The following is a 25363-nucleotide window of genomic DNA, read 5'->3' as shown; positions in this document are numbered from 1 at the left end:
TTACGGAGGCCTCCCATGAGCACCCTGGAACGGCTTGGCAGCCTGGACATGACCTGGCTGCAGATCGAGCAGCGCACCAACCTGATGCAGGTCGTCGGCGTGCTGGTGCTCGCCACGCCCCTCGACCGCGCAGCCCTCGTCGACTGCCTCGCCACGCGCCTGCTGCCGATGGAGCGCTTCCGCCAGCTCGTGCTGCGCGACACCGCCGGCGCCATCTGGGAAAGCGCGCCGGTCGATCTCGACGCCCACATCACCACCGTCAACCTGCCGGCGGACGACCACGCCGCCGGCCTGAGGGCGCTGATCGGCGAACTCGCCGCCACGCCCCTCGACCCCGCCCGGCCCCTGTGGCACCTGCACCTCGTGCCCGACTACCAGGGCGGCAGCGCGCTGATCGCCCGGGTGCACCAGTGCATCGCCGACAGCATCGCGCTGATCCGCGTCCTCCAGTCCCTCACCGACGCCAGCCCCACCGCCGAACCGCCCCTGCCGCCCGAGGCGCCCAATTTCTTCGACCGGCTGTGCGCCCCGCTCACCGACGCGGTGATCGACGGCATCAAGCTCTCCGGCGCGATCTGGGCCCGCTACCTGAGCCTGCTCTTCAACCCCACCCAGGTGTTCGACTACGCCCGCGCCAGCACGGCCCTCGCGCTGGAGATCGGCAAGCTCGCCGGGCTGCATGACGACAGCCACACCTTCCTGAAGGGCGAGCCGAAGGGCATCAAGCACGTGAGCTGGAGCGTGCCGATCGCCGAGTCCACCGTGGCAGCCATCGCCCAGGCGCGGGAGACAACCCCCAACGCCGTGCTGCTGGCGGCCCTCAGCGGCGCGCTGCACGGATACCTCAGCCGCCAGGGCGAACGGACCACCGGCACCGAGCTGCGCACCCTGATGCCGGTCAACCTGCGCAGTGAAGACACGCCGGACGTGCTGGGCAACCGTTGGGGATTCATGCCGCTGGAGCTGCCCGTAGGCATCGCCGACCCGCTCGACCGGCTGGCCGAAACCCACCGCCGCGTCGCCCACTTCACCGAAACCTACGACGCCCAGCGGGCGCTGGGCATCTTCAGCCTGATCGGCCAGACCCCACGGGCGGTGCAGCTGCAGGCGCTCAAGCTGCTGGCGACCAAGAGCACCGCACTGCTGTGCCACGTGCCCGGCGCCCACGAGCCGCGCTTCCTGGCCGGTGCGCGGATTGTCGAACAGATGTTCTGGAGCCCCCCGTCGGGCGACCTGGGCCTCGCGGTGAGCATCGTGAGCTACAACGGCAGCTACCAGGTGGGGCTGCTGGCCGACACCGCGATGGTGCCCGCCCCTGCCGCCATCACCGACCAGATCCAGGCCCAGCTCGACGCCCTCGGCGCCAAGGCCCCGCGCCGGCGCAAGGCCCCGGCCTGACGGCGCTCAGCTGCGGCGCGGATCGAAGGCGTCGCGCACCACGTCGGCAAACAGGTTGGCGGCCAGCACCAGCACGAACATGAAGATGAAGGCCGCCACCAGGCTCCACCACACCATGGGCTCCCGAGCGAGCTCCATCCGGGCGGCGTTGATCATCGTGCCGAAGCTCACCGTGCCCGGATCGACGCCGATGCCCACGTAAGACAGCACCGCCTCGGCCAGCACCAGGCCCGAGAAATCCATCACCAGCGCGATCAGCACAAGGTGCATCAGGTTAGGCAGCACATGGCGGGCCAGGATGCGGGTGGTGGACACGCCAAACGCCCGCGCCGCCTGCACGTATTCCAGCTCCCGCAGCTTCAGGGTCTCGCCCCGCAGGAGCCGGCACAGGCCCGTCCAGCTGGTCATCCCGAGGATCACGCACAGGGCCAGCAGGCGCGCATCGGCCCGCTCGGCCGCCGTCTCGAACCACTGAGGATGGGTGTCGATCACCACCTGCATCATCAGCACCGCCGCGGCGATCAGCAGCACGCCGGGGATCGAGTTGAGCACGGTATAGAGATACTGGATCACGTCATCCACCCAGCCGCCCAGATAGCCCGCCATGATGCCCAGCGCCACCGCCAGCGGCAGGGTGACGAGGGTCGTGAGGGTGCCGATGACCAGCGCCGTGCGGATGCTCTTGAGGGTCAGGAAGAGGACGTCCTGCCCGACCTTGTCGGTGCCGAACACGTGATATTCGACCGCCAGCGCCGCCAACGGGCCGGCCAGCAGGGCCACCACGCCCACCGTGGCCAGCACCGAGCGCCACGCCAGCCCGCCCTTGCCGCGCCAGATCGCCCGCCACGCCGCGCCAACCGGCACCCGCCGCGACCGGGCCACGCCCGCCACCAGCACGCCCGCCAGCGCCACCCAGCCCACGGCCGCCGACGCGAGGCCGATGCCGATGCGCCCGAGGATGTCGCCGGTCTGGTCGACTTCGGGATACTTGAGGCTGCTGCCGCCGAACTTCAGGCGGGGGAATTCCCGGCGCTGGGTGCCGTCCGGCCCTTCCAGCGTCTGCTTGGCGAAGAGCTGGTAGGCCAGCGGCGCCGAGTAGGTCTTCTCGACCCGCGTGCGCAGCGGCGCGGCCACCGCATCGAGGGCGCTGCGCACCTCGGTGGATAGCTGCGCCTTGTCGCCCGACCCGCCGGCCGGCGCGAGGCGCTCCCGGTAGTGCAGGCTATCCACCACGCCCACCAGCAGGAACAGCGCCAGCACGGTGAGCGAAGCCATGCCCACGCTGCTCTCCCCCACCCGACGCCAGGCGTCGCGCATGGGTTCGCTGCGCCGGGCGCTCCACGCCGCAAGCAGCACGCAGGCGATGAGGCCGAAAAGCAGCAGATCGGTCCACAGGACCACAGGCTGGAATCCCATCAATCCAATTCTCCATTGCGCCGCACGCCACCCGTGACGTATGACGCCAGAGGCACGGACGAGGCCGGCTGCGCGCGGCCGCTCCGAAGCGGCCGGCCTGCCCCCCAGTGGGGGGAGGCGCCGCAGGCGCGTCGGGGGGCGTCCATCACTCTAGCCTCACCCGCGGATCGACCAGCGTGTACGACAGGTCGGTAAGGATCAGCCCCGCGATGTAGAGCAGCGATCCGATGAACACCATCGCCCGCACCACCGGAAAATCCTGGGCGTTGATGGCGTCGATGGTGTAGCTGCCGAGGCCGGGAATGCCGAAGAAGGATTCGGAGATCAGGCTGCCCATGAAGAGCGACGGGATCACCACCACCACGCCGGTGAGGATGGGGATCATGGCGTTCTTCAGCACATGGCGGAACAGCGCCTGGAGTTCCGACAGGCCCTTGGCCCGGGCGGTGCGCACGTAATCCTTGCCGGCCTCTTCAAGAAAGATGGTGCGATACCAGCGGGCGCTGCCGCCGATGCCCGAGATCACTCCGATCACCACCGGCAGGATCAGGAAGCGCCACGAATCCAGCCCGCCGCCATAGCCCGAGATGGGCACCAGATGCCACACCTTCGACACCAGCCACTGGCCGCCGATGATGTAGAACAGCCCCGAGATCGACATCATCGCCACGCACAGCACCACCCCCGCAAAATCCAGATAGCTCGTCCGGAAGAACACCAGCAGCAGCGCCAGCGACACCGTGACGAACAGCCCCAGCACGAAGGTCGGCAGCGCGATGGCCAGCGACGGGCCCATGCGGGTCTGGATCTCGGTGGCGATGTCCCGCCCGTCGTCGGCCCGGCCGAAATCGAAGGCGAACATCTTGAGGGACTTCTCGAAGAAGATCGTGTTGGTGAGCTTGTCGGCGCCGTCGGCCTGGGCGTTGAAGAGCAGCGGCTTGTCGTAGCCCCGCTCCACCTTCCAGCGCTCGATGGCCTCGGGCGTCACGCGCTTGGCGCCAAGCTGCATCCGCGCCATGTCGTCGGGCGTGTTGACCACGAAGAACAGGGCGAAGGTGAGGAGATTCACGCCGATGAGGATCAGCGGCGCGTAAAGCAGGCGTCGGACGATGTAGGCAAACATGGCGCAATCCTACATGGCCCGGCGCGGATGACGAAGCCCCGAAGCCCGCGCGCGCCTTCTATCCTGCAGGTCGGACTTCAGTCCGACATCGTGCGCTGACCTGACCGCGGGTTGTCGGACTGAAGTCCGACCTACAGGACGCGCATCCTCAGCGCTTGCCCACGAAGAGCCCGCGCACCGCCTCCTGCAGATCGGCCGGCAGCACCACCACCTTGGCGTTGTCGGTGCTGCCCATGCGCTCCAGCGACGCGATGTACTTCTCGCCCAGCATGTAGAGCATCGGCGTGGTGTCGGTGCCCACCGCCGCAGCCACCCGGCGGATCGCCTCGGCGGAGGCTTCGGCCAGCATCACGCGGGCGTTGGCGTCGCGCTTCGACGACTCCAGCCGGGCCTCGGCCTCGAGGATCGCCGCCTGCTTGGCGCCTTCGGCCTTGGTCACTGCGGCCTTGCGCTCCCGCTCGGCGGAGGCCTGCTGCTCCATCGCCTTCTGCATCGACGGCGACGGCTTGATGTCCTGAATCTCGACCGACTTCACCGTCAGGCCCCAATCCACCGCCTCGTCGGCGATGCTCTCGCGCAGCCGCGCCTTGATCTTGTCGCGGCTGGAGAGCGCCTCGTCCAGCTCCATCTCGCCGATGATCGAGCGCAGGGTGGTCATGATCATGTTGCGGATCGCCTCGGAGAAATCCGTCACTCCATACACCGCCTTCACCGGGTCGGTCACCTTGAGGAAGGCGATGGCGTTGGTGAGGATCACCGCGTTGTCGCGGGTGATCACCTCCTGCTCCTGCACGTCGAGGATGATGTCCTTGGTCACCAGCTTGTAGGCCACCTTGTCCAGGTAGGGAATGATGATGTTGAGGCCCGGCTTGAGGGTGCCGAAGTACTTGCCCAGCCGCTCGACGATCCACTCCTCGCCCTGGGGCACGATGCGCACCCCCTTGGCGATCGTCACCACCACGAACACCAGAATCGCCAGCACCACCACCATTGCATTGCTCATCGCCTGCTCCTCAAACCTTCACAACCTTCAGAAAACTGCCTTCCACCGCCACCACCCGCACCCGCTCGCCGGCGGCGATGGGTTCATCCACCATGCACTCCCACTCCTCGGCGCCGAGGAGCGGCTTCTGGAAACGGACCCGACCACGTACAAAGGGTTCGGCAGCCTTCGCCATCAACCCGATCTCGCCGATGGAATCGCCATCGGACTGCCCCGCCCGCGTCCGGCTCTGCAGGTATTCGCCGCGCTTGAAGACCTTGAACCACAGCACCACCATTGCCAGCGACGCCGCCACCCACAGGCCCACCTGCGCCGTCTCCGAGATCGGCAGCACCAGCACCGCCAGCCCCACCACCAGCGCCCCCAGGCCAAACCAGATGATGAAGAAGGCCGGCACGGCGAGTTCTGCCACCACCAGCGCAATGCCCAGCACGATCCAGTGCCACCATTCGAGACTCATGCAACCCCCTTGCCTTTGCCTGCGGCGCCGATTCTGCGCCGCCGCTGCCAACTTAGCATTTATTTAGGCCTTGCCGAGCAAAGTCTTAGGAAACACGAACGGCGGCCAAACCTATCCTTCGGTCATCCCAACCCGATACGGAGCCGCATCATGACCGCCCAGCATTACACCGCCGCCCTCGCCCTCGCCCTTCTTGCCATCGCCCCGGCCGCCATCGGCGCCGGGCCGGATGCCGCGCGCGGCCGTTATCTCGTCGCCATCAGCGGCTGCAACGACTGCCACACCCCAGGCTATGCCCAGCAGGGCGAGCGCATCCCCGAGGCCGAGCGGCTTACTGGCATGGGGGTCGGCTTCAGCGGCCCGTGGGGCGTGAGCTATCCGGCCAACCTGCGCCTGGGCGCGAGCCAGCTCGGCGAAGGGGACTGGATGGCCATGGCCCGCCGAAACGGCCTGCCGCCCATGCCCTGGACGGCCATGCAGGCCATGAGCGACAACGACCTGCGCAGCATCTACCGCTACCTGCGCGGCCTGGGCGCGGCCGGCCAGCCGGTGCCCGCCGCCCTCGCCCCGGGGCAGGCCATCAATACGCCGCACTTCGTCTTCGTGCCCCAGATGCCCGGCGCAAAATGACCCCCTCAGCCCGGCCGCGGGGCACCTTCCGCCACCAGGATCGTCTCCCGGTCCACCGCCAGCCGGAAGCGGCCGCGGCCGGTCTTCTCGATGCGCAGCCAGTCGCAGCGGTCCTGCAGGCGCCGCTGCAGCAGGATCAGCCGCGCGTCCAGGTTGTCGACGACCTCCGGCAGGTGCAGCGCCGGATCGAGGCGCAGCGCCCGGGTCGAGAACTCGCAGCGCCCGTCCCGCTGCCGGTCGCCCAGCAGCTTCCAGAGGATCGCCCCCGCCACGCCCTTGATCAGGTAGTCGTCGTCGAGGAACACGCTGTCGTCCCGGGCAAAGTGGCGCACCCGCACCGGCGGCCCGGCGCCGCCCGCAGCGGCAGGCGCGGGCTGGGCGATGTCGGCCTCGTCGGCCGCGTCCGGGCAGCGCAGCACCAGCATCATCAGCCCCAGCGCCGCGCCCAGGGCCACCAGTGCGTCCTCCAGGTCGTAGCCGAAGGTGCATTCCTGGCGGCTTTCCACGTAGGCCACCGCCAGCAGGCGCCCGCCGGCCATCACCGGCACCGCCAGCTGGCTTGCGGGCTCGGCGAGGCCCGGCAGGGGAATCTCGTTATCCAGCCGATCCACCAGCCCCGACTGCGCCGCCTGCTCCCGCAGCACGCGCCCGTAGGCGTATTCGCTCGCGGGGAACATGATGCGGATCGGCACCTTCTCCCGCGCCGCCACGCCGATCACCCCCATGCCCACCGGGATCTCGGCCCCCACGCCGGAGCGCTCGTAGCCCCGGCTCGCCACGATGTAGAGCCGCCCGGCGGCCTCGTCGGCCATCAGCAGCATCTGGTGGGCGATGTCGAACTCCCGCTCGAGGCACGCACAGAAGCGGTCGATCAGCCCGTCGAGCCCGGTGCAGCGGTTGAGCTCATCCACGCTGCGCCTGAGCGCAGGCAGCAGCGCCGGCCCATGCGCGATGCGCGGCAACTCGCGCCCCGGCACCGCCTCGATGGCCTGCACCCGATACACGTCCGCCCCCAGCAGCTTGAACACGCCCTCCATGCCCGTGTGCGAGGCGATCCCCGCCAGCTTGGCGCGCATCCGCTCGAACAGCGGCCCGGCCGTTTCGGTGCGCAGGTAGCGCACGGTGAGCCGGTAGCGGGCGGCGGTGTCCGGGTCCATCGTCAGCACCGTCGCCACCGGGTTGGCGAGGATGTTCTCGCGGGTCTTGTTGAAGAACTGGAAGGACAGGGCCACGTGCTGCGGGTCCACGTACATCAGCTGCGACACGTAGGTGACGTTGGGCATGCCCTCGGCGTCGCAGGTGGCGATGCCCGCCGGCACGATGCCCTCCAGGCAGCCGCGTAGCTCGTCGAGGCCCGGCCCGGTGCTCATGGCTTGCCATCCACCAGGGGCATGCCGGCCCGCGGGCCCGGCGTCTGGCCAAAGCCCTGGCTCGGGGTGAAGCTCACCGCCACCAGATCGTCCGGGCTGGCGCTCAGCAGCGCCCGGGCAAAGACCTCGGGCACCCGGAAGGGCGCCAGCCGCGCCGCCATCGCCGCCGCGTAGGGCTGCAGGCTCGCCTCGTCCCCGGCCGTCACCGCCTCCACGCGGGCATCGACGCCCTTGAGCTGCACCGTGCGATGGGTCTCCGGCTCGCTGAACACCACCGCCACCCGCCCATTGGCTTCGATGGCCGCCAGCACCGGCAGGGCCTGGGAGCGTGGCATCAGCACCGTCACCGTGCCGAGATCGTCCGACACCCGACAACCCAGCCCGCGCACCAGCGTCGCCGGCCCACGCCCATCGCAAGCCGCGATCTGCACCGAGATGCGGCTGGTGATGAAGGCGGCCAGCGCCGGGTCGAGCAGGCCGGAACACTGGGCAGGCATCGGACGAATAGCCTCCATGCAATCGGGCGGCGCAAACCGCCACGGACCAACCCCCCCCGCCGCCAGCCCTGGGCCATGCTCCGGCAAGCCAGCGCGCACATTTCTGGAGAGGTCTCCTGAAAATCATAGCAGCGCCCGCAGGGCATATCGCCCGGCGATGCGCGTGAACGCGACATCGGCGCCTCAAAGGCCAGTGCAGCCCGCAGCGATCAACCGGAAGCCACGCCAGATCATCGATCCACGTGGCGAGATGAGCATCAGACGCCGCCCCATCGCCATCGGAACGCGCTAGATCGTTGATGTGATAGTAAAAACCCTTGATAAAACACTTTCCATTAAGGGTTTGGGCTATCACATCGATGATCTAGCGGTGTAGATCGACGATCGACTGGCGTAGATGCTTGTCTCGATAGTTTCCAGCATCAATGGAAAGGCGCCCATCGAGTATCTTTCCTATCGTGTGGAAGGTATGAAGCCGCAACTGGCTTCCATCGGCAACAGGAATTGCGCCCCCACAAAACAAAACCGGCCCGTCTTTCGACGGGCCGGCTTCATTTACAACGGGTCAGCTTTGAGGCTCGATCACTCGCCCTTGCCGTGGGCGGCCAGCTTCAGCCAGGTGTCGATCACGGTGTCCGGGTTGAGGGAGATGGTCTGGATGCCTTCGTCCATCAGCCATTCGGCCAGATCGGGGTGATCCGAGGGGCCCTGGCCGCAGATGCCGACATACTTGCCGAGCTTGTTGGCGCCCTGGATGGCCATCGACAGGAGTTGCTTGACCGCGGGGTCGCGCTCGTCGAAGGAGTGGGCGACCAGGCCGGAGTCGCGGTCCAGGCCCAGGGTGAGCTGGGTCAGGTCGTTGGAGCCGATGGAGAAGCCGTCGAAGTACTGCAGGAACTGCTCGGCCAGCAGGGCGTTGGACGGGATCTCGCACATCATGATGAGCTTGAGGTCGTTCTCGCCCTGCTTGAGGCCGTGCTCGGCCAGCAGGTCGACCACGCCCTTGGCTTCGTCGAGGTTACGCACGAAGGGCACCATCAGCTGCACGTTGGTGAGACCCAGCTCGTTGCGCACCTTCTTCATCGCGGCGCATTCCATCTCGAAGCAGTCGCGGAAGCTGTGGGCGATGTAGCGGGACGCGCCACGGAAGCCCAGCATGGGGTTTTCTTCTTCCGGCTCGTAGATCTCGCCGCCCAGCAGCTTGCGGTATTCGTTCGACTTGAAGTCCGACAGGCGCACGATGACGGGCTTCGGATAGAAGGCGGCGGCGATGGTGGCGACGCCTTCAACCAGCTTCTCGATGAAGAACTGCTTGGGCGTGGCGTAGCCGCGAGAGCGGCGCAGGATCTCGCTGCGCAGGCTGGCCGGCACCTGGTTGATCTCGAGGATCGCCTTGGGGTGGATGCCGATCATGTTGTTGATGACGAACTCCAGGCGGGCAAGGCCCACGCCCCCGTTCGGGATCTGGGCGAACTCGAAGGCCAGCTCCGGGTTGCCGACGTTCATCATGATCTTGACGGGGATGTCGGGCAGGTTGCCGGTGTCGGTGGTGACCACTTCGAAATCCAGCTTGCCGCGATACACGTAGCCGGTGTCGCCTTCGGCGCACGAGACGGTGACTTCGTCGTTCTCGTCGAGCACTTCGGTGGCGTTGCCGCAGCCGACGATGGCCGGGATGCCCAGCTCACGGGCGATGATCGCCGCGTGGCAGGTACGGCCGCCGCGGTTGGTGACGATGGCGGAGGCGCGCTTCATCACCGGCTCCCAGTTCGGGTCGGTCATGTCGGTGACGAGCACGTCGCCGGCCTTCACGCGGTCCATCTCGGAGGCGTCCTTGACGATGCGGACGTTGCCGGCGCCGATCTTCTGGCCGATGGCGCGACCGTGGGTGAGGGACTTGCCGTACTGCTTGAGGCGGTACTTCTCCATCACGTGGCCGGACTGCTGGCTCTTCACGGTTTCCGGGCGGGCCTGGAGGATGTAGAGCTTGCCGTCGTCGCCGCTCTTGCCCCACTCGATGTCCATCGGGCGGCCGTAGTGCTGCTCGATGATCATGGCGTAGCGGCCCAGCTCGAGCACGTCGGCGTCGGTCAGGGAGTAAACATTGCGGTCGGCTTCGGGCACGTCGATGGTGCGGGTGGACTTGCCGGCTTCCTTCTTGTCGGCAAACACCATCTTGATGAGCTTGGAGCCCAGGTTGCGGCGGATGACCGCGGGCTTGCCCTGGGCCAGGGTGGCCTTGTGCACGTAGAACTCATCGGGGTTCACCGCGCCCTGCACGACGGTTTCGCCCAGGCCGTAGGAGGCGGTGATGAACACCACGCCGTCGAAGCCGGATTCGGTATCCATCGTGAACATCACGCCGGAGGCGCCGATGTCGGAGCGGACCATGCGCTGCACGCCGGCCGAGAGGGCGACTTCAGCGTGGGTGAAGCCCTTGTGCACGCGGTAAGCGATGGCGCGGTCGTTGTACAGCGACGCGAACACTTCCTTGATGGCGTGCAGGATGTTCTCGTAGCCGTGGATGTTCAGGAAGGATTCCTGCTGGCCGGCGAAGGACGCATCGGGCAGATCCTCGGCGGTGGCGGAGGAGCGCACGGCGAAGCTGCCATCACCTTCGGCGGTGAGCAGCTCGTAGGCGGCCTTGATCTCGGCTTCGAGTTCCGGCGGGAAGGGGGTGTCGACGATCCACTGGCGGATCTGGGCGCCGTTCTTGGCGAGGGCCACGACGTCATCCACGTCCAGGGTCGCCAGGGCGGCGCTGATGCGGTCGGCCAGGCCCTGATGGGACAGGAACTTGCGATAGGCGTCGGCGGTGGTGGCAAAGCCGCCGGGCACGCGCACGCTGGCGGGCAGCTGGCTGATCATCTCGCCGAGGGAGGCGTTCTTGCCGCCAACCTGCTCGACGTCGGTCATGCGGAGTTCTTGGAACGGAATGACGTTACGGGCCATGAAAAATCTTCCTGGGAGAAATTGAAAACAGATTTGGAATGCTTTTCTGCTGCGCATTGTATGAGGTTTGCTGCTGCGCCACATTGAGGGTTTATCCCAATGCGTGCAGCCTGCCACGCACCGATCCGGGGCGACTTCGCCGGCTTGCGGGGGCTGGAATGGGATAAGATGCTCCATTGCCCGGCACAGGCCGCGCGCGCGATTCCGTACATTTCTGCTGCCACATCCATGAGCCAGACCCGCCACGTTTTCTTCATCTCCGACGGCACCGGCATCACGGCCGAAACCCTCGGCCACAGCCTGCTTGCCCAGTTTCCCGACACCCGCTTCCGGAACCACCGCCTGCCCTTCATCGACAGCACCGACAAGGCCCGCGACTGCGTGCAGCGGATCAAGGACGCGGCCATCGAAAGCGGCATCCGCCCGATCGTCTTCAACACCCTGGTCGATCCGAGCGCCGTCGCCGCGCTGCGTGAGGCCGACGCCCTGTTCCTCGACCTGTTCGAGAAGTTCATCGAACCCCTCGAGAACGAGCTGGGCCAGCGCTCCACCCACGCCGCCGGCCGCTTCCACGGCATCGCCGACAGCCAGGATTACAAGAAACGCATCGAGGCGATCAACTTCACCCTCGCCCACGACGACGGCGTCTCCCACGCCGATCTGGCCGAGGCCGACGTGATTCTGGTCGGCGTGTCCCGCTCCGGCAAGACGCCCACCAGCCTCTATCTGGCGATGCAGTTCGGCATCAAGGCCGCCAACTACCCGCTGATCCCCGAAGACTTCGAGCGCAACCGCCTGCCGGTCGAGCTCACCCGCTACCGTGGCAAGCTGTTCGGCCTCACCATCGGGCCGGATCGCCTCTCGCAGATCCGCCAGGAACGCCGGCCCAACAGCCGCTACGCGTCCCTCGAAAACTGTCTGCACGAGATCGAATCCGCCCAGCGCATGATGAAGCGCGAAGGCATCAAGTGGCTCGACTCCACCGCCAAGTCCATCGAAGAAATCTCCACCATCATCCTGCAGGAAGTCCGACTCGACCCGCAGTCCTACTAAAAGGAAAGACCGCCGCGCGGCCCGCCCGGCCTGCCCGATGGCAGCCGGGGATCGTGGCGCCCGCGGCGCGGTCAAACCTCTGAATCAACAAGGAGAGCCCGATGAAACGTAACCGACTCGGTCGCCGTGGCGGACTGCCCCGCGACGCAGAACAACTCCTGTGGCTCGCCAACGGCCTGGCCGAATCCAGCAGCCGTGCCGAAGACCACTTCTGGGACCAGCGCCTCGCCGGTGCCGTGGATGCCCTGCTCCGCGCCGAGGACGAAGACGCCCTCAACACCGCGCTCGACCACCTCTCCACCGCCAGCGCCCACGCCTACGACGAGCTCGCCGACATGATCGAGTCCCGGGCCGAAGGCGCGCTGAAGTCCGACGACCAGCACGACGTGCTCCTCATCGCCTGCCCGGTGATGGCCTGGAGCCGCTACCGCATCCCCGCCACGCCCATCGCCGCCGCGGTGATGGCCAACCTGCGGGTGCATCTCAAGGCCCACATCCTGGCCAAGGACGTGAAGCTGGCGCTGGCCGACTTCCTGTTCAGCCCGGATCAGCTACCCCAGGGCTACTGCGCCACCGCCGACTTCGCCACCCACCTGGGCAAGGCCGCCGGCACCGACACCGACCTGCACATCAAGACCGACAACCTGCCCGAGACGGCCCAGTTCCTGTCCGACAACCGCTACCTGCTGGGCGCGGTGATCGTGCCCAAGGGTGCGCCGATCTTCCGGTGGCAGGAAGAAGACTGCACCCGCGAGCAGGCGCTGGACCAGTGGCGTGCCCAGGGCGGCGCATGCGTCGCCCCGCTGCTCACCGGCTGCGCCTTCGAGGTCGTGCTGCCCAACGCCTACTTCGCCGCCAGCCGCGAGGCCGACAAGGCTTCTCGCCCGTACTCGATCCAGGCCTCGGTGGCCTTCCTGTCCACCACGCTGGATACGCCGGCGGCTGGGCTGCGGGCGGTGGTCGCCCCGTTCTTCGAGCGCCAGGTCGAGGAGTTCCGCATCGGCTTCACCCGCCGCGGCGGCAACGACGTGGTGCATGGCGTGGTGTGGCCGCTGCTGGGCGCCGAGGACGAGAGCAGCGAGACCCTCGCCGAGATCGAATCGACCCTGCGCAGCTGCGGCATCGCCGACATCCTGGTGCTCGACAACGAGTTTCCGATGGAGTACTGTGACGACTGCGGCGCGCCCATGTACCCCTCGCCCGAGGGCGAAGCGGTGCACGCCGAGCTGCCCGAAGAGCAGGCCGAGCAGATGCCCAAGCACCTGCACTGAGCATCAGCGGGCCGGCTTCAACCGGCCCGTTTCGTTTTCCCCCAACCCGAGAGACTGCCATGAGCCGAAAGATCGAAAAGACCGACGCCGAATGGCGCGCCCAGCTGAGCCCCGAGGAATTCGAAGTCACCCGCAAGAAGGGCACCGAGCGGGCCTTCACCGGCCGCTACTGGGATTGCCACGAACAAGGCCAGTACCGCTGCGTGTGCTGCGGCGCCGACCTGTTCTCGTCCGAGCACAAGTTTGACTCGGGCTGCGGTTGGCCCAGCTTCTACGCCCCGGCCGCGCCGGAAAACGTCGAGGAAGCCGAAGACCGCAGCCACTTCATGCTGCGCACCGAGGTGCTGTGCCACGACTGCGGCGCCCATCTGGGCCACGTCTTCGAGGACGGCCCTGCCCCCACCGGGCTGCGCTACTGCATCAACTCGGCAGCGGTGAAGCTGGAGCAGGACGGCGACAAGTAAATAATCGAAGCCCAGAAAACAGAACAGCCCGCTGAGGGCTGTTCTGTTTTTCAGATGCGCATCGCGTCCAGTGTCTTCGAGCGGAAATCCCGCCGGTACAGCACCAGCACGATGCAGCTGGTAGTGGCAAAGAACAGCCACGGCTGAACGAACCACGATACCGCCGCCAGCCCGAAGTAATACGCCCGGATGCCCCGGTTGAACTCGTCGCCGGAGAGCGAGTTGATGCGGGCAAAGCGCTGGGCGAACTCCTCCGTGCCCTCCCCCGGCGGCGGCGCCGCGCCGATCAGGATCGACAGCATGTTGAACTGGCGCAGCGACCACGTGAACTTGAAGTACGCCACGATGAAGATCGTCAGCAGCAGGAGCAGCTTCACCTCCCACACGTCCCGCGACACGTGGCGGGCAAAGGGCAGGTCGGCCGCCGCATCGATGAGCTTGTCCATCGCCCCGAGCAGCGCCAGCAGGCCGGCGATCACGTAGATGGTGGTGTTGGCGTAGAACGACACGCTCTGCATCAGGTTGCCGATCAGTGCCGAATCGGCCACCCGCACCTCGCGCCGCAGCATCTGACGGCCCCACTCGAGGCGGAAATGGTGGCTCGCACCGAGCAGCCCCCGGGTGCTGCCGCCCTTCCCGTGCTCCACCACCCAGCCGTAGCCGATCCAGCACATCAGGAACCAGCCCAGCGCGATCCAGTCGGGCAACGAGAAGGCCGCGACCCAGCCACCGCTCATGCGTGCCCCGCCAGCAGGAAATCGCGGATCGGCGCGATCTGTGCCGGGTCCATCAGCGTGGGGGCGTGGCCGACATCCGGCACCTCGACGAGGCTCGCCTTCGGCCCGCGGGTGCTCATCTGGCGGGCCGTATCGGCCAGCAGCAGATCGGATTCAGCCCCGCGCACCACCAGCGTCGGGCAGCTGATTGCTTCGTACACCGGCCACAGATCCACGTCCGCGAGCAACGGCGTCTTGCGGAAGGGCTCGCCGATGCCCGGGTCGTAGCGCATCGCCCAGCCACCCTCCACCTGCTTCACCGAGGTTTCCGAGAGATGCCGCCACTGGGCGTCGGTCAGCCGGCCAAACGGCGCGCTCACCTCGCGGATGTAGGCCTCCGCCGCATCAAAGCTGGGGAACACCGGCGCGTTGCCCACGTACTGACCGATGCGGCGCAGGGAGCTGACGGTGATCACCGGGCCCACGTCGTTGAGCACCAGCCGGCGGATCGGGTTCTCGGGCATGCTGGCGACGAGCATGCCAATCAGCCCGCCCATCGAGGTGCCCACCCAATGCACCGTCTCCACGTTCAGGCGGGCGACGAGGGTGATCATGTCGGCCACGTAGGTGGGCAGCTGATAGTCGTCCTTCACCGCCAGCCAGCCGCTCTGGCCGCGCCCCACCACATCGGGGCAGACCACCCGGTAATACGGCGCCATCGCCCGGGCCAGGTCGTCAAAATCCCGCCCGTTGCGGGTGAGGCCATGGACGCACATCAGCACCCGCGGATTGGCTGGGTCGCCCCACTCGGTGTAGGCCATGCGATGAAAGCCGTGGGCGCCGATGCACTGCACGCTCCGCTGACGCGGCTCGAACCAGGTTGGCGCAGGCGGCTGGGAGGTGGGTTCGATGGGCGCGGGTGGCGCCGGCTGAGCACTGAAAAGCTGGCGGAGGGCGGCGAGGAGGCTCATGGTCACTGAAGCAGATTCGAGACCACCAAGCATAGCACCTGCCGGCGGCGCGCCGGTTTCAGCGCCCGTGCCAGTAGCGCGGCGCAAGCGCCCGGGCGCCCACGGGTTGCGGCTCGGCTTCGCCCAGGGTGAACAGGATCGCGCCCCCTGCGTCGGTGCGCAGCATGCCCGCCCCCGACGCCGCCCACCGCGCCCACACTTCGCCGTTGGGATGGCGGAAGCGGTTGAGGTAGCCCACCGGAAAGATCGCCCAGCGCGGCCGGGTCGCCGCCACGAAGGCCGCGGTCGACGAAGTGCGGCTGCCGTGATGGGGCACCACCACCACGTCGCTGGCGAGGGCGTCGGCATCCCGGGCGAGCAGCGCGGCCTCGGAAACCGCCTCGATGTCGGAGGTGAGCAGCAACTTGCGACCGCCCGCCTCCACCTGCAGCACGCAGGCGATGTCGTTGGTCTTCCTGGGCACTGCGTCGCTGGCCTCGGCCGGGTGGAGCACCGTGAAGCGCACGCCATCCCAGTCCCAGCCCTGGCCGGCCGCGCAGGGCACATCCCGCGGGCCGGCGATCACCCGCGCCGGGTGGTTGGGCGGCAGCGAGCTGCGCACCTCACCCACCGGCAGGCCGGTAAGCACCGCCTCGGCGCCGCCGGCGTGGTCGTTATCCTGATGGGTGACCACCAGCGTGTCGAGCCGGCGCACGCCGATCGCCCGAAGGTAGGGCAGCAGGATGCGTTCGCCACTGTTGGCGTCGGCCGAAAAAGCCGGGCCGGTGTCGAAGATCAGATCATGCCCGGCCGTCTGCACATGCACCGCCAGCCCCTGGCCCACATCCAGCACCGCCACCTTTGCCTCGCCCGACGCGGGACGGGCTGGCGACCACAGTAGCAGCGGGACCAATGGCACCAGCCCCACCCAGCGGGCCGGCGTGCCCCGGGGCAGCAGCGCCCACAGGCAGCCGAGCGCGGCCAGCACCGCCAGCGCCGGCGGTGGCGCCGCCTGCTGCCAGGCCGCCCAGGGCAGCTCGGCCAGCCAGCGCACCGGCACCATCGTCAGCGCGAAGGCGCCATGGGCCAGGTCGGCGAACATCTGCAGCGGAAACACCGCATACACCAGCGCCAGGGGCGTGACGACGAAGCTCACCAGCGGAATCGCGATCGCGTTGGCGAGCGGCGACACCACCGAAAACTGCTGGAAGAGCAGCAGCAAGGCCGGCAGCAGCCCCAGGGTGATCGCCCACTGGGCGCGCAGGGCGCCAAGGATGCGGCCGTCCTGCCCCAGCCGCCCGCTGCTCACCAGAAACAGCAGCGCCACCGCGCCGAACGACAGCCAGAAACCCGCTGCCAGGACCGCCCACGGGTCGATCACCAGCACCACGCCAAGGGCCACCGCCAGCACCCGGCCGGGCGCCGTCTCGCGCCGCAGGCCGATCGCCAGCGCCACGCAGCCGAGCATGTAGAGCGTGCGCTGGGCCGGCACGCCCCAGCCGGCGAGCAGGCAATAGCCCAGCGCCGCGACGAAGCCCGCCGTCACCGCGGCCTGCTGGGCCGGCCAGCGCAGGGCCAGGGCCGGCGTACGGCGCCAGATCGCCCCGACTCCGGCGGCAAACAGCGCCGCCACCATCGTCACGTGCAGCCCGCTGATCGCCACCAGATGGGAGATGCCGGTCGTCGCAAACACCTTCCATAACGCCGGCGGAATCGCGCGCTGATCGCCCACCGCCAGCGCCACCAGCACGCCGGCGTAGGGCGCATCCGGCAACGCGGCCTGGAAGCGCGCCCGGATGCCTTCGCGCAGGCGCTCGACACCATTCATCAGGCCCGGCACGAAGGCATCCACCCGCCGGTTGGTCTCGGCCGGGCGCACGCTGCCGGTGGCCCGGATGCCCTGCTGGAGCAGCCAGCCCTCGTAGTCGAAACCGTGGGGATTGACGTTGCCGTGGGGCCGCTTGAGGCGCACCGTGAGCTGCCAGCGCTCGCCGGCGTGGATCTCGGGCAGGCTGTGCAGCTCGTCATCCCGATAGCCCTTGTACCAGGCCAGCGAGATCCGCCGCGGCACCGGCGCCGCGCTCTCCTCCACCTCGAAGACAAAGCGCAGGCCACGCTCGAAATCCTGGGGCAGACTGGCGATCACGCCGGTCACCTGCACGTCGCGGCCTTCCAGTTCGCCGGGCAGCGCGTCGGCAAGCCGCAGCTCGGCCCGCCAGCCGGCATAGCTCCAGCCGATCGCCGCGCCCGCCATCGCCAGCAACAGCCCACGAACGACGCCGCGCGCCGAAAGGCGCCACGCCAGCGCGCCCAAAAGCAGTCCCGCGCCCAGCGCGCTGCCCATCTCAAGCGGCGACGGCAGCGCCGCCCCGAGCTGGCACGCCAGAATGCCAGCCGCAAATGCCACAACGATAATTCCCATAACCCGGAATCTAGCCGAAAACGGGCGTTCCGTGCGGCCGACGCCAACTCGGGGCGAGTCGGTTAGAATCCCTGATGGAGACAAGGTCATCATCGTTCGGCGATGACCACACAGACATGCGACGACTGCTCAAGCGCTACTTGCCGGACCACGAGACGCTCGCCGCCAACCGCTGGCTTGCGCCCTTTGGATCGACCCTGTTCCACCCCCGCCTGTGGCACCTCAACCGCCACTCTGCGGCCGGAGCGGTGGCGGTCGGCATGTTCTGCGGGCTGATTCCCGGCCCCTTCCAGATGCTCGGCGCGGCGCTGTGCTGCATGGTTTTTCGCGTCAATCTTCCGCTGGCGCTCTTCACAACCCTCTACACGAATCCGTTTACCATCCTGCCCCTTTACGTGGCGGCCTTTGCCATCGGCGAATGGATTCTCGGGCCCGGTGCCGGCCACTTCACCGCGCCGCCCGAATGGGGCGCAGGCAGCCTGGCCAGCTGGCTCGACGCACTGCTGGCGTGGGTCGCCGGGCTCGGCAAGCCGCTCTTTCTCGGGCTGGTGGTGCTGGCCTCGGGGCTGTCGCTCGCCGGCTACCTCCTGACCCGCGTCGCATGGCGCAGTTATCTCATCCACCAGTGGCGAAAACGCCGGAACAGCCTGTCTTGAAGATCGCCTATCTCATCGCCCTGCTGCGCCGCCTGCTGCACCTCCGGCGGCGCCCGAAGGCCGTTGCAGTCACGCCCAACGGCCGGCGCACCAGCCAGCTGCCGCGCATCCTGCTGCGCATCTACTTCGCCGCCGGCTTCCTGGTCGCGCTGATGGCCGTCGGCACCGCCGGCTTCTATTACGCTGGCGGCGACAATGCGAGCTTCTCCGACGCCTTCTACATGACGATCATCACCGTCACCACGGTGGGCTATGGCGAAGTCGTGCAGATCGACGGCTTTGCCGAACGCCTTTTCGCCGGCCTCATCGCCCTGGCCGGCTTTGGCGCCGTGACCTTCCTCTTTACCAGCCTGACCGTTTTCTTCCTCGAAAGCGACCTCGATTACACCCTGCGGAGACGACGCATGGAAAAGCAGATTCGCAAGCTCCACGGCCACTACATCATCTGCGGTTTCGGCCGGGTCGGCCGCAACGTGGCCAACGAGCTCACCACCACCCACCGCCACTACGTGGCCATCGACGCCGACGAGGCGGCCATGGAAGCCCAGAGGGAACGTCTGCCCGGCCTGGTTTATCTGGGTGGCGACGCCAGCGACGACGATCTGCTGATATCGGCCGGCATCATGGATGCCCAGGGCGTATTTGCCGTCACCGGCGACGACAGCCGCAACCTGATGATCGTGTTCACCGCCAAGCAGCTCAACCCCAGCATCCGGATCGTTGCCCGCTGCCACGAGGTGCGCAACGCCGAGAAGCTCCGCAAGGCCGGCGCCGATAGCGTGATCTCGCCGGATTTCACCGGCGGCATGCGGATCGCTTCCAGCATGATCCGCCCCCACGTGGTGTCCTTCCTGGACGAAATGCTGCGCTCCGAACTCAAGCTGCGCCTGGAAGAGATCCGCGTGCCCGACAACTTCGAGCCCCGCGCGCTGGATACCCTGCGCCTGCGCAGCCCCAACTACGTGCTGCTGGCGGTGCGCAAGGATGGCGAAGTGGTCTTCAATCCGACCAAGGAATTCATGCTGGCTCCAGGCCAGCTGGTCATCGCGATGGCCTCACCGCTGGGCCGGCAGGAACTCGAAAGCGCGCTGCTGCCCGACTGAACCGGCCCCACAAACAGAAACGCCCCGGCATGCAGCGTCGCACACCGGGGCGTTTCCGTTTCGGGCCGAAGCCCGGCGATCAGATCTGGAAGTGGGACACCTCGGCCCGCAACTGCTGGGCCAGCCCTTCCAGACGATGGGCGGTGTTGGCGGTATCGCGCACCGCGGCGCTGTTCTGCTCGGCCATCTGGGCGATGCGCTCCACATTGCGGGCGATCTCGGTGCTCGCGGCCCCCTGCTCCCGCAGCGCGGCGGAGATATCGGCGACCGCGCCGACCACCTGGGTGGCGCCGGCGTGGATCTGGTTCATCGCGTTACCGGCCTGACCGGCCAGCACGACGCCATCCTGCACCCGGGTCACGCCGTCCTGCATGGTCGCCACGGCTTTTTCGGTGCCGTTCTGGATCGACACCACCATGCCGGTGATCTCGCCAGTGGCCTTGGCGGTACGCTCGGCCAGCTTGCGCACCTCGTCGGCCACGACCGCAAAGCCGCGCCCGCTCTCACCGGCCCGGGCCGCCTCGATGGCGGCGTTGAGGGCCAGCAGGTTGGTCTGGTCGGCGATCTCCTTGATCGAATTGACGATGGCCGAGATCTGGGTGGATTGATCGCCGAGCTGCTGGATCACCTGGGCCGAATCGCGCACCGAACTGGCGATGCGCTCCATCTCGGTCACCGTCCGGGCAACCACCGCGCCGCCTTCCGACGACAGCCGGCCCGACGACGACGAGATGCCTTCGGCCTCGGATGCGCTGCTGGCGATCTCCTCGATCCCCACCGTCATCTCCTCGACCGCCGCCGCCATGCTGGAGGCCGCGCTGCTCTGCTGCTCGGAGCCCGACGAAACCTGCGACGCCGAATGGGCCAGCACCTCGGCGGCCTTCGCCACATCGTTGGCGCCGCCCTGCACCTTGCCGATCACCACAGCCACCGCCTGGGCCATTTCGTTGAACTGGTCGGCCACCAGACGCAGTTCGTCCTGCGCGGAGAACTCGATGCGCGAGCGCAGATCGCAGTTGGCGAGCGCCTGGGCGCCGGACTTGAGCTCATTGACCGACTGCAACACCGCCACACAGAAGCCGGCGGACAGATAAAGCAGCAGCAGCAGGGCCGCCCCCGCGATGACCGCGTCAATGGTGAAGGAACGCTGGTGGGCGACAATACGCGCCTTCAGCAGCGCATCCACCGACGGAATGAGCTCATCGTAGGTCTTGGCGTAGGTCATGTCGATGGCCTGGGTGACGAGATCGAAATACGCCTTGGGCGCCATTTCGAAATCGCCCTTCAGGATGCGCTCCTGCAGCGCATTGATGACCTACGAGGAGACGGCGTTGAACTCCTTGCCGAGCTTCTCGAGGGAGCCGCGGAGCGCCGGATTGGCCACCGCCGCCCGATCGAGGTTCTCGTTGAAATCCGCCAGGGTCATGTTCAGCTCACCCAGCTGGGTGCTGATGTCGAAGCGCCGCTGATCGTCCAGGGCCTTCGCGGCGAGCACGCCGGTCCCCATCGCGCGCAGGCGGCCGAGGCGTTCCGAAACATCCGGCACCCGGCGGACCACGTTGTCGATCAGGTAGTAGGTGTCGGCCGACGGGTCGAGGGTCAGGTTGCCGTCGTCGCCCAGGTCATGCAGCGTGAGCATGACCTTGCGGATCAGGGCGGTGTGGGCAAGCAGGTTGTCCCGCGGCTTCATCTGCAGGCCGCCCGATTCCAGGGCCGACCAGTCCTTGCGCGCATCCGGCCAGCGTTTGACGGCCGATCGGGCCGACATGCCGGCAAAGGCTTCGTCTGCAGCCTTGAAGGCGGCCGCCACGTCGGCGGTCTTCTTCTGCAGCGGCGCGCGCATGTCTTCGTTGCCATTGAGCAGGCCGGAGGACAGCCCCCGGTGCTGCTGGCTCGTCTGAATCACCTTGAGCAGACGCGGTACCACTCCCAGCGCCTCGACCTCCCTCTCGGCGAAGTCGATGTTCTCGCGAAGGGTCAGGGCAAGCTGGGCCAGCAGGGTTCCAATCACCAGCAGCGCGATCACCCCGAGCAGGGCAAATTTCTTGGGGTAGCGCATGCGGTTGAGCAGAGCAACCGCGGGGGCGAATAGTGCGTTCATGGTGTCTCCGGTAAATCGCCGCCGGGACCACCACGGGCCCGGGTGCGCATATATAGACACCCCCGCCCGTAAACTTAAGAAACCCTAATTAAATAATGGTTATCTGAAAAACCATGCGCAGCCAGCCGGCGGGCTATCACGATTTCCACCTCGCATCCGACTGTCTCACCGGTCACGCACCGTATTCGAGCACCCCGTCCTGCAGACGCAGCACGCGGCTCGCCCGGGCAGCCAGTTGCGGATCATGGGTGACGATCACGAAGCCCGTGCCCTGCTGTTCGGCGAGCTCCAGCATCAGCGCAAACACCTTCTCGGCGGTCTGGCGATCCAGGTTGCCGGTGGGCTCGTCGGCCAGCACGCAGGCCGGCTTGGTCACCAGCGCCCGGGCGATGGCCGCCCGCTGGCGTTCGCCACCGGAGAGCTCACCCGGCGTGTGATCCAGCCGATGCCCCAGGCCCACCGCCTTGAGGGTTTCGGCGGCCCGGTCCAGGGCCTCGTCCTTGGGCATGCGCCGCACGAAGAGCGGCATCGCCACGTTCTCGACGGCCGAGAACTCGGCCAGCAGGTGATGGAACTGGTAGATGAAGCCCAGCGACTCGTTGCGCAGGCGGCCCCGCTCGGCGTCCGAGATCGTCGAGAAATCCCGACCCAGCAGCTTCACCTCACCCTCCGACGGCACGTCCAGCCCGCCCAGCAGGTGGAGCAGCGTGCTCTTGCCGGAGCCCGACGAACCCACCACCGCCACCCGCTCACCCGGCGCCACCGACATGGTCACGCCGCGCAGCACCTCGACCGCATCCGCCCCTTCGCGGAAGGACTTCGACAGCCCGCGGCATTCGATCACGGCATCACTCATAGCGCAGGGCCTCCGCCGGGTTGAGACGCGACGCCCGCCAGCTCGGGTAGAGCGTCGCCACGAGGGTCAGCACGAAGGACACCACGGTGATCGCGATCACGTCGGACCACAGCAGCTCGGACGGCAGGTCGGAGATGTAATACACATCCTTGGCCAGGAACTGCACGCCAAAGAACTGCTCGATGGCCGGCACCACCACGTCGATGTTGAGCGCCAGCGCCACGCCAGCCGCCACACCCAGACCGAGCCCGATGAAGCCGATCAGCGCGCCCTGGATCACGAAGATGCCCATGATCGAGCCCGGGCTCGCCCCCAGGGTGCGCAGGATGGCGATGTCGGCCTGCTTGTCCTGCACCGCCATCACCAGCGTCGACACGATGTTGAAGGCCGCCACCGCGACGATCAGCAGCAGGATGATGAACATCACGTTCTTCTCGATCTGCACCGCGCGGAAGAAGTTGGCGTGACTGCGCGTCCAGTCCGACACCATCGTGTCGGCATCCAGATAGCGCGGTAGCTCCCGCGCCACCCGCGGTGCCTCGAAGAGATCGTCGAGCTTGAGGCGCACGCCGCTCACCCGGTCTTCCATCCGGTACAGCGTCTGGGCGTCCTGCAGGTGCACCAGTGCCAGGCTGGAGTCGTATTCGTACATCCCCACTTCAAAGATACCCACCACCCTGAACTGCTTGAGCCGCGGCAGGATCGCCGCCGGCGTCACCAGCCCCTGGGGCGCGATCAGCGTCACCTTCTCACCCGTGGACACCCGCAGCGCCCGGGCCAGATCCGCCCCCAGCACGATGCCGAACTCCCCGGCGCGCAGGTCGTCGAGCTGGCCGAAGCGCATGTGCTTGGCAAACTCCGCCACCTTGTCCTCGGCGTCGGGCAGGATGCCGCGCACCAGCGTGCCGCGCACGGTCTGGTCGAAGGACAGCATGCCCTGGGCCTGCACGAAAGGCGCCACCGCCCGCACGCGCGGGTGCTTCGCCGCCTCGTCGGCGATGCGCTGCCAGTTGGCAAGCTCGCCGTCATAGCCGCTCACCTGGACGTGAGAAGCCACGCCCAGGATGCGCGTGCGCAGCTCGCGCTGAAAGCCGTTCATCACCGACAGCACGACGATCAGCGCCGCCACGCCCAGCGCAATGCCCAGCATCGAGACCAGCGAAATGAAGGAGATAAATCGATTGCGGCCCTGCGCCCGCCGCTTGGAGCGGGTGTAGCGCAGGCCGACCAGGAATTCATAAGACATCGGCAATGGAACCAGAAACGCCGGCGCCCGGCGCAGGGGCGCATTGTGCCGCAGATATCCGATTTGAACGAGAGGCGCCATCCGCCCCGCCACCGTGACGCCGTGCGCTGCCGCCTACCGGTCGCTTTTGCCAAGCCCTCGCCGACTGCCGTAAGCTCCCGTCAGCCCAACATCATCGGCCAGCCGTCATGCGCCTCAGCAAGCCCGCGATCTTCCTGTCCCTGTGTCTGGCCTCGATGGCGGGCCTTGCCGCCGACACGGCCACCCTCACCGCGCCCGAAAAGCTCCGCGCCGATCCAACCCCCTACGCGGCGGTCGTGGGCGCCGTCCATCGCCTTGCCACGGTGCGCATCGTCGACGAGCGCCGCGACTGGTATCGGGTCGAAGCCGACGGCGGCCGCAGCGGCTGGCTGCCCCGCCAGAGCCTGCAGCTCGACACGCCTGCGCCGGCCGCCGCCAGAGCCAGTCAGCCCAGCCCCGGCAGCGACGCCCGCCTCGTGCCCCGCAGCACACCCCGCGCCTCCAATCACGCCCTGCTCCTCAGCCTCGATCCCGCCCGCGCCAGGGCCGACGGCGAAGCCGCCGCCGCCATCGCCCGCCTGATGGGCGTGCCGGACGCCAACCTCCAGCAGCCACCCGCCGCGCAGCTCGACGCCGACGGCCTGCGCCGCGCCCTGGCCGCCCTCGACGCACGCCTCGGCACCGACGACCGGGCCTTCATCCACCTCTCCGGCGCCGGCGGCAACCCGCCCTGCGCCGACGCCATCCCTACCGCCGGGGGCGGCGCCCTGCCCCTGCCGGAATTCACCGGATTCTTGAAGAGCCTCGCCCGCAAGGCCGACAAGCTGGTGGTGGTGGCCGACGCCGGCGACGGCCGCTGCCCGGCGCCTTCAATATCGGCCGGCGGCGCCGGCAACACCCTGACGCTCTCCGGCCCCCGCGGCAGCACCCAGGCGCTGCGCGACTGCCTCGACGGCCGCACACCGCTCACCGCCAGCGGCGGCATCGCCACCGGCGAAGACTGGCGCCACTGCGCCCAGGCCGCCCTCGGCGCCGGACGCATCACCCTCGGCGGCAACCCCTCCATCGCCCCCGCACCGGGCCTTGCCGTCACCACGCAAACCTCGCCCCGCAAGCTACTGCAGGCGATCCACGCCCAGCGCAGCGAGCGCCGCAACGTCATCGTCGGCGGCATGCGCGGCAGCTATCGCGCCAGCGAGACGATCCGCGTTTCGGTGAGCGGCCCCCAGAGCGGGCAGCTCTACCTGCTTGCAGCCCGGGACGACGGCTTCGCGCTGCTCCATCCCTCGCCCGCCGCCCCCGCCGAGCGCTTCACCGGCAGCCAGAGCGTGAGCCTTGCCGCCCGCGACATGGGCAGCGGCAACGTCCGCCTGCTGGCGCTGGTCACTGACAGCCCGCGCAACTTCATGCGGGCCGGTTTCAGCGGCTCCGGCAACGTGGCGACGGCGCCGGCCGACGCCCGCAGCCTGCGCGACCTGCCCCTCGAAATCCTCGGCGGCGACACCAGCCTCACCTGCCAGCGGGCCGAAACCCGCAACCTCGGCGCAGCCCAGGCCCGCCAGTGCTCCACGGCCTTCGGCTCGGCCATCGCCGACCTCAGCATCAGCCCTTGAGCCACCCCAGGGCCGCGCCACTCCCAGCCCGCTTCCCGAGGC

General features: G+C 68.0%; 22 protein-coding genes. 8 read left to right on the top strand and 14 right to left on the bottom strand.

Features of this window, described 5'->3' with window-relative positions; genetic code table 11:
- Positions 1-15 precede the first annotated feature (15 nt).
- Positions 16-1398, top strand: a complete 1383-nt coding sequence (locus GH681_RS11510; protein ID WP_153161610.1) for a WS/DGAT domain-containing protein — start codon at positions 16-18, stop codon at positions 1396-1398.
- Positions 1399-1404: 6 nt separating this feature from the next.
- On the opposite strand, the gene GH681_RS11505 is transcribed toward GH681_RS11510, so the two are convergent.
- The 4 genes from GH681_RS11505 to GH681_RS11490 all read right to left on the bottom strand — a co-directional run bounded on the left by GH681_RS11505 (position 1405) and on the right by GH681_RS11490 (position 5400).
- A complete protein-coding gene (locus GH681_RS11505; RefSeq protein ID WP_153161609.1) occupies positions 1405-2814 on the bottom strand; it encodes an ABC transporter permease in 1410 nt (469 codons plus the stop codon).
- 145 nt (positions 2815-2959) lie between these two features.
- Positions 2960-3937: an ABC transporter permease gene (locus tag GH681_RS11500; protein ID WP_153161608.1), complete on the bottom strand. Its 978-nt coding sequence runs from the start codon at positions 3935-3937 to the stop codon at positions 2960-2962.
- Between the two features lie 148 nt (positions 3938-4085).
- A complete protein-coding gene (locus GH681_RS11495) occupies positions 4086-4940 on the bottom strand; it encodes an SPFH domain-containing protein (protein ID WP_153161607.1) in 855 nt (284 codons plus the stop codon).
- Between the two features lie 10 nt (positions 4941-4950).
- Positions 4951-5400, bottom strand: a complete 450-nt coding sequence (locus GH681_RS11490; protein ID WP_153161606.1) for an NfeD family protein — start codon at positions 5398-5400, stop codon at positions 4951-4953.
- A 150-nt stretch (positions 5401-5550) separates the two neighbouring features.
- On the opposite strand from GH681_RS11490, the gene GH681_RS11485 reads away from it, so the two are divergent.
- Positions 5551-6030 (top strand): c-type cytochrome, encoded by a 480-nt coding sequence (locus tag GH681_RS11485; RefSeq protein ID WP_153161605.1) that lies wholly within the window; start codon positions 5551-5553, stop codon positions 6028-6030.
- Positions 6031-6035: 5 nt separating this feature from the next.
- Here GH681_RS11485 and GH681_RS11480 read toward each other — a convergent pair whose 3' ends face one another.
- From GH681_RS11480 to ppsA, 3 genes are all read right to left on the bottom strand, one after another.
- Complete coding sequence (locus GH681_RS11480) at positions 6036-7400, bottom strand: pyridoxamine 5'-phosphate oxidase family protein (protein ID WP_153161604.1); 1365 nt, start codon at positions 7398-7400, stop codon at positions 6036-6038.
- On the bottom strand, positions 7397-7897 hold the full coding sequence (locus GH681_RS11475) for a pyridoxamine 5'-phosphate oxidase family protein (RefSeq protein WP_153161603.1): 501 nt from the start codon (positions 7895-7897) through the stop codon (positions 7397-7399). The genes GH681_RS11480 and GH681_RS11475 overlap by 4 nt, the downstream gene beginning before the upstream one ends.
- Before the next feature lie 582 nt (positions 7898-8479).
- Entirely contained in the window at positions 8480-10849 is a 2370-nt protein-coding gene (gene ppsA / locus GH681_RS11470) for a phosphoenolpyruvate synthase (RefSeq protein WP_153161602.1), read from the bottom strand.
- Positions 10850-11077: 228 nt separating this feature from the next.
- On the opposite strand from ppsA, the gene GH681_RS11465 reads away from it, so the two are divergent.
- From GH681_RS11465 to msrB, 3 genes are all read left to right on the top strand, one after another.
- On the top strand, positions 11078-11902 hold the full coding sequence (locus tag GH681_RS11465) for a pyruvate, water dikinase regulatory protein (RefSeq protein ID WP_153161601.1): 825 nt from the start codon (positions 11078-11080) through the stop codon (positions 11900-11902).
- Between the two features lie 101 nt (positions 11903-12003).
- A complete protein-coding gene (locus tag GH681_RS11460; RefSeq protein ID WP_153161600.1) occupies positions 12004-13173 on the top strand; it encodes a DUF2863 family protein in 1170 nt (389 codons plus the stop codon).
- A gap of 59 nt (positions 13174-13232) precedes the next feature.
- Positions 13233-13637 (top strand): peptide-methionine (R)-S-oxide reductase MsrB, encoded by a 405-nt coding sequence (gene msrB, locus GH681_RS11455; protein WP_153161599.1) that lies wholly within the window; start codon positions 13233-13235, stop codon positions 13635-13637.
- Positions 13638-13687: 50 nt separating this feature from the next.
- Here the strand turns inward: msrB and GH681_RS11450 are convergent, their stop codons facing one another.
- From GH681_RS11450 to GH681_RS11440, 3 genes are read right to left on the bottom strand one after another with little or no spacing between them, the layout of a single operon-like run.
- Positions 13688-14374, bottom strand: coding sequence for a DUF599 domain-containing protein (locus GH681_RS11450; RefSeq protein WP_153161598.1), 687 nt, complete (start codon positions 14372-14374; stop codon positions 13688-13690).
- Positions 14371-15324 (bottom strand): alpha/beta fold hydrolase, encoded by a 954-nt coding sequence (locus GH681_RS11445; protein ID WP_153161597.1) that lies wholly within the window; start codon positions 15322-15324, stop codon positions 14371-14373. The genes GH681_RS11450 and GH681_RS11445 overlap by 4 nt, the downstream gene beginning before the upstream one ends.
- Before the next feature lie 58 nt (positions 15325-15382).
- Entirely contained in the window at positions 15383-17725 is a 2343-nt protein-coding gene (locus GH681_RS11440; protein ID WP_194271214.1) for a DNA internalization-related competence protein ComEC/Rec2, read from the bottom strand.
- Positions 17726-17841: 116 nt separating this feature from the next.
- On the opposite strand from GH681_RS11440, the gene GH681_RS11435 reads away from it, so the two are divergent.
- Together GH681_RS11435 and GH681_RS11430 are read left to right on the top strand one after the other, a co-directional pair.
- The gene (locus GH681_RS11435) at positions 17842-18381 is read left to right on the top strand and encodes a DUF2062 domain-containing protein (RefSeq protein WP_153161595.1); all 540 of its coding nucleotides are present in this window, start codon (positions 17842-17844) and stop codon (positions 18379-18381) included.
- A complete protein-coding gene (locus tag GH681_RS11430) occupies positions 18378-19484 on the top strand; it encodes a TrkA family potassium uptake protein (protein ID WP_228111879.1) in 1107 nt (368 codons plus the stop codon). Before GH681_RS11435 ends, GH681_RS11430 begins: the two co-directional genes overlap by 4 nt.
- Positions 19485-19563: 79 nt before the next feature.
- Here the strand turns inward: GH681_RS11430 and GH681_RS11425 are convergent, their stop codons facing one another.
- From GH681_RS11425 to GH681_RS11410, 4 genes are all read right to left on the bottom strand, one after another.
- Positions 19564-20754 carry a methyl-accepting chemotaxis protein gene (locus GH681_RS11425; protein ID WP_153161593.1) on the bottom strand — a complete coding sequence of 397 codons (1191 nt, stop codon included), beginning with the start codon at positions 20752-20754 and terminating at the stop codon, positions 19564-19566.
- 45 nt (positions 20755-20799) lie between these two features.
- Positions 20800-21585 carry a nitrate- and nitrite sensing domain-containing protein gene (locus GH681_RS11420; RefSeq protein ID WP_153161592.1) on the bottom strand — a complete coding sequence of 262 codons (786 nt, stop codon included), beginning with the start codon at positions 21583-21585 and terminating at the stop codon, positions 20800-20802.
- A 172-nt stretch (positions 21586-21757) separates the two neighbouring features.
- Positions 21758-22441, bottom strand: coding sequence for a lipoprotein-releasing ABC transporter ATP-binding protein LolD (lolD, locus tag GH681_RS11415; protein ID WP_153161591.1), 684 nt, complete (start codon positions 22439-22441; stop codon positions 21758-21760).
- Positions 22434-23687, bottom strand: coding sequence for a lipoprotein-releasing ABC transporter permease subunit (locus tag GH681_RS11410; RefSeq protein WP_153161590.1), 1254 nt, complete (start codon positions 23685-23687; stop codon positions 22434-22436). Before GH681_RS11410 ends, lolD begins: the two co-directional genes overlap by 8 nt.
- Before the next feature lie 188 nt (positions 23688-23875).
- On the opposite strand from GH681_RS11410, the gene GH681_RS11405 reads away from it, so the two are divergent.
- Complete coding sequence (locus tag GH681_RS11405) at positions 23876-25321, top strand: SH3 domain-containing protein (protein ID WP_153161589.1); 1446 nt, start codon at positions 23876-23878, stop codon at positions 25319-25321.
- Positions 25322-25363: the final 42 nt, after the last annotated feature.

Source organism: Zoogloea sp. 1C4 (genome assembly GCF_009469605.1).
In the GTDB taxonomy this organism is placed as follows: Bacteria; Pseudomonadota; Gammaproteobacteria; order Burkholderiales; family Rhodocyclaceae; genus Zoogloea; species Zoogloea oryzae.
The sequence above is the reverse complement of the archived record's forward strand: the minus strand, read 5'-3'. Positions and strand labels throughout refer to the sequence as shown.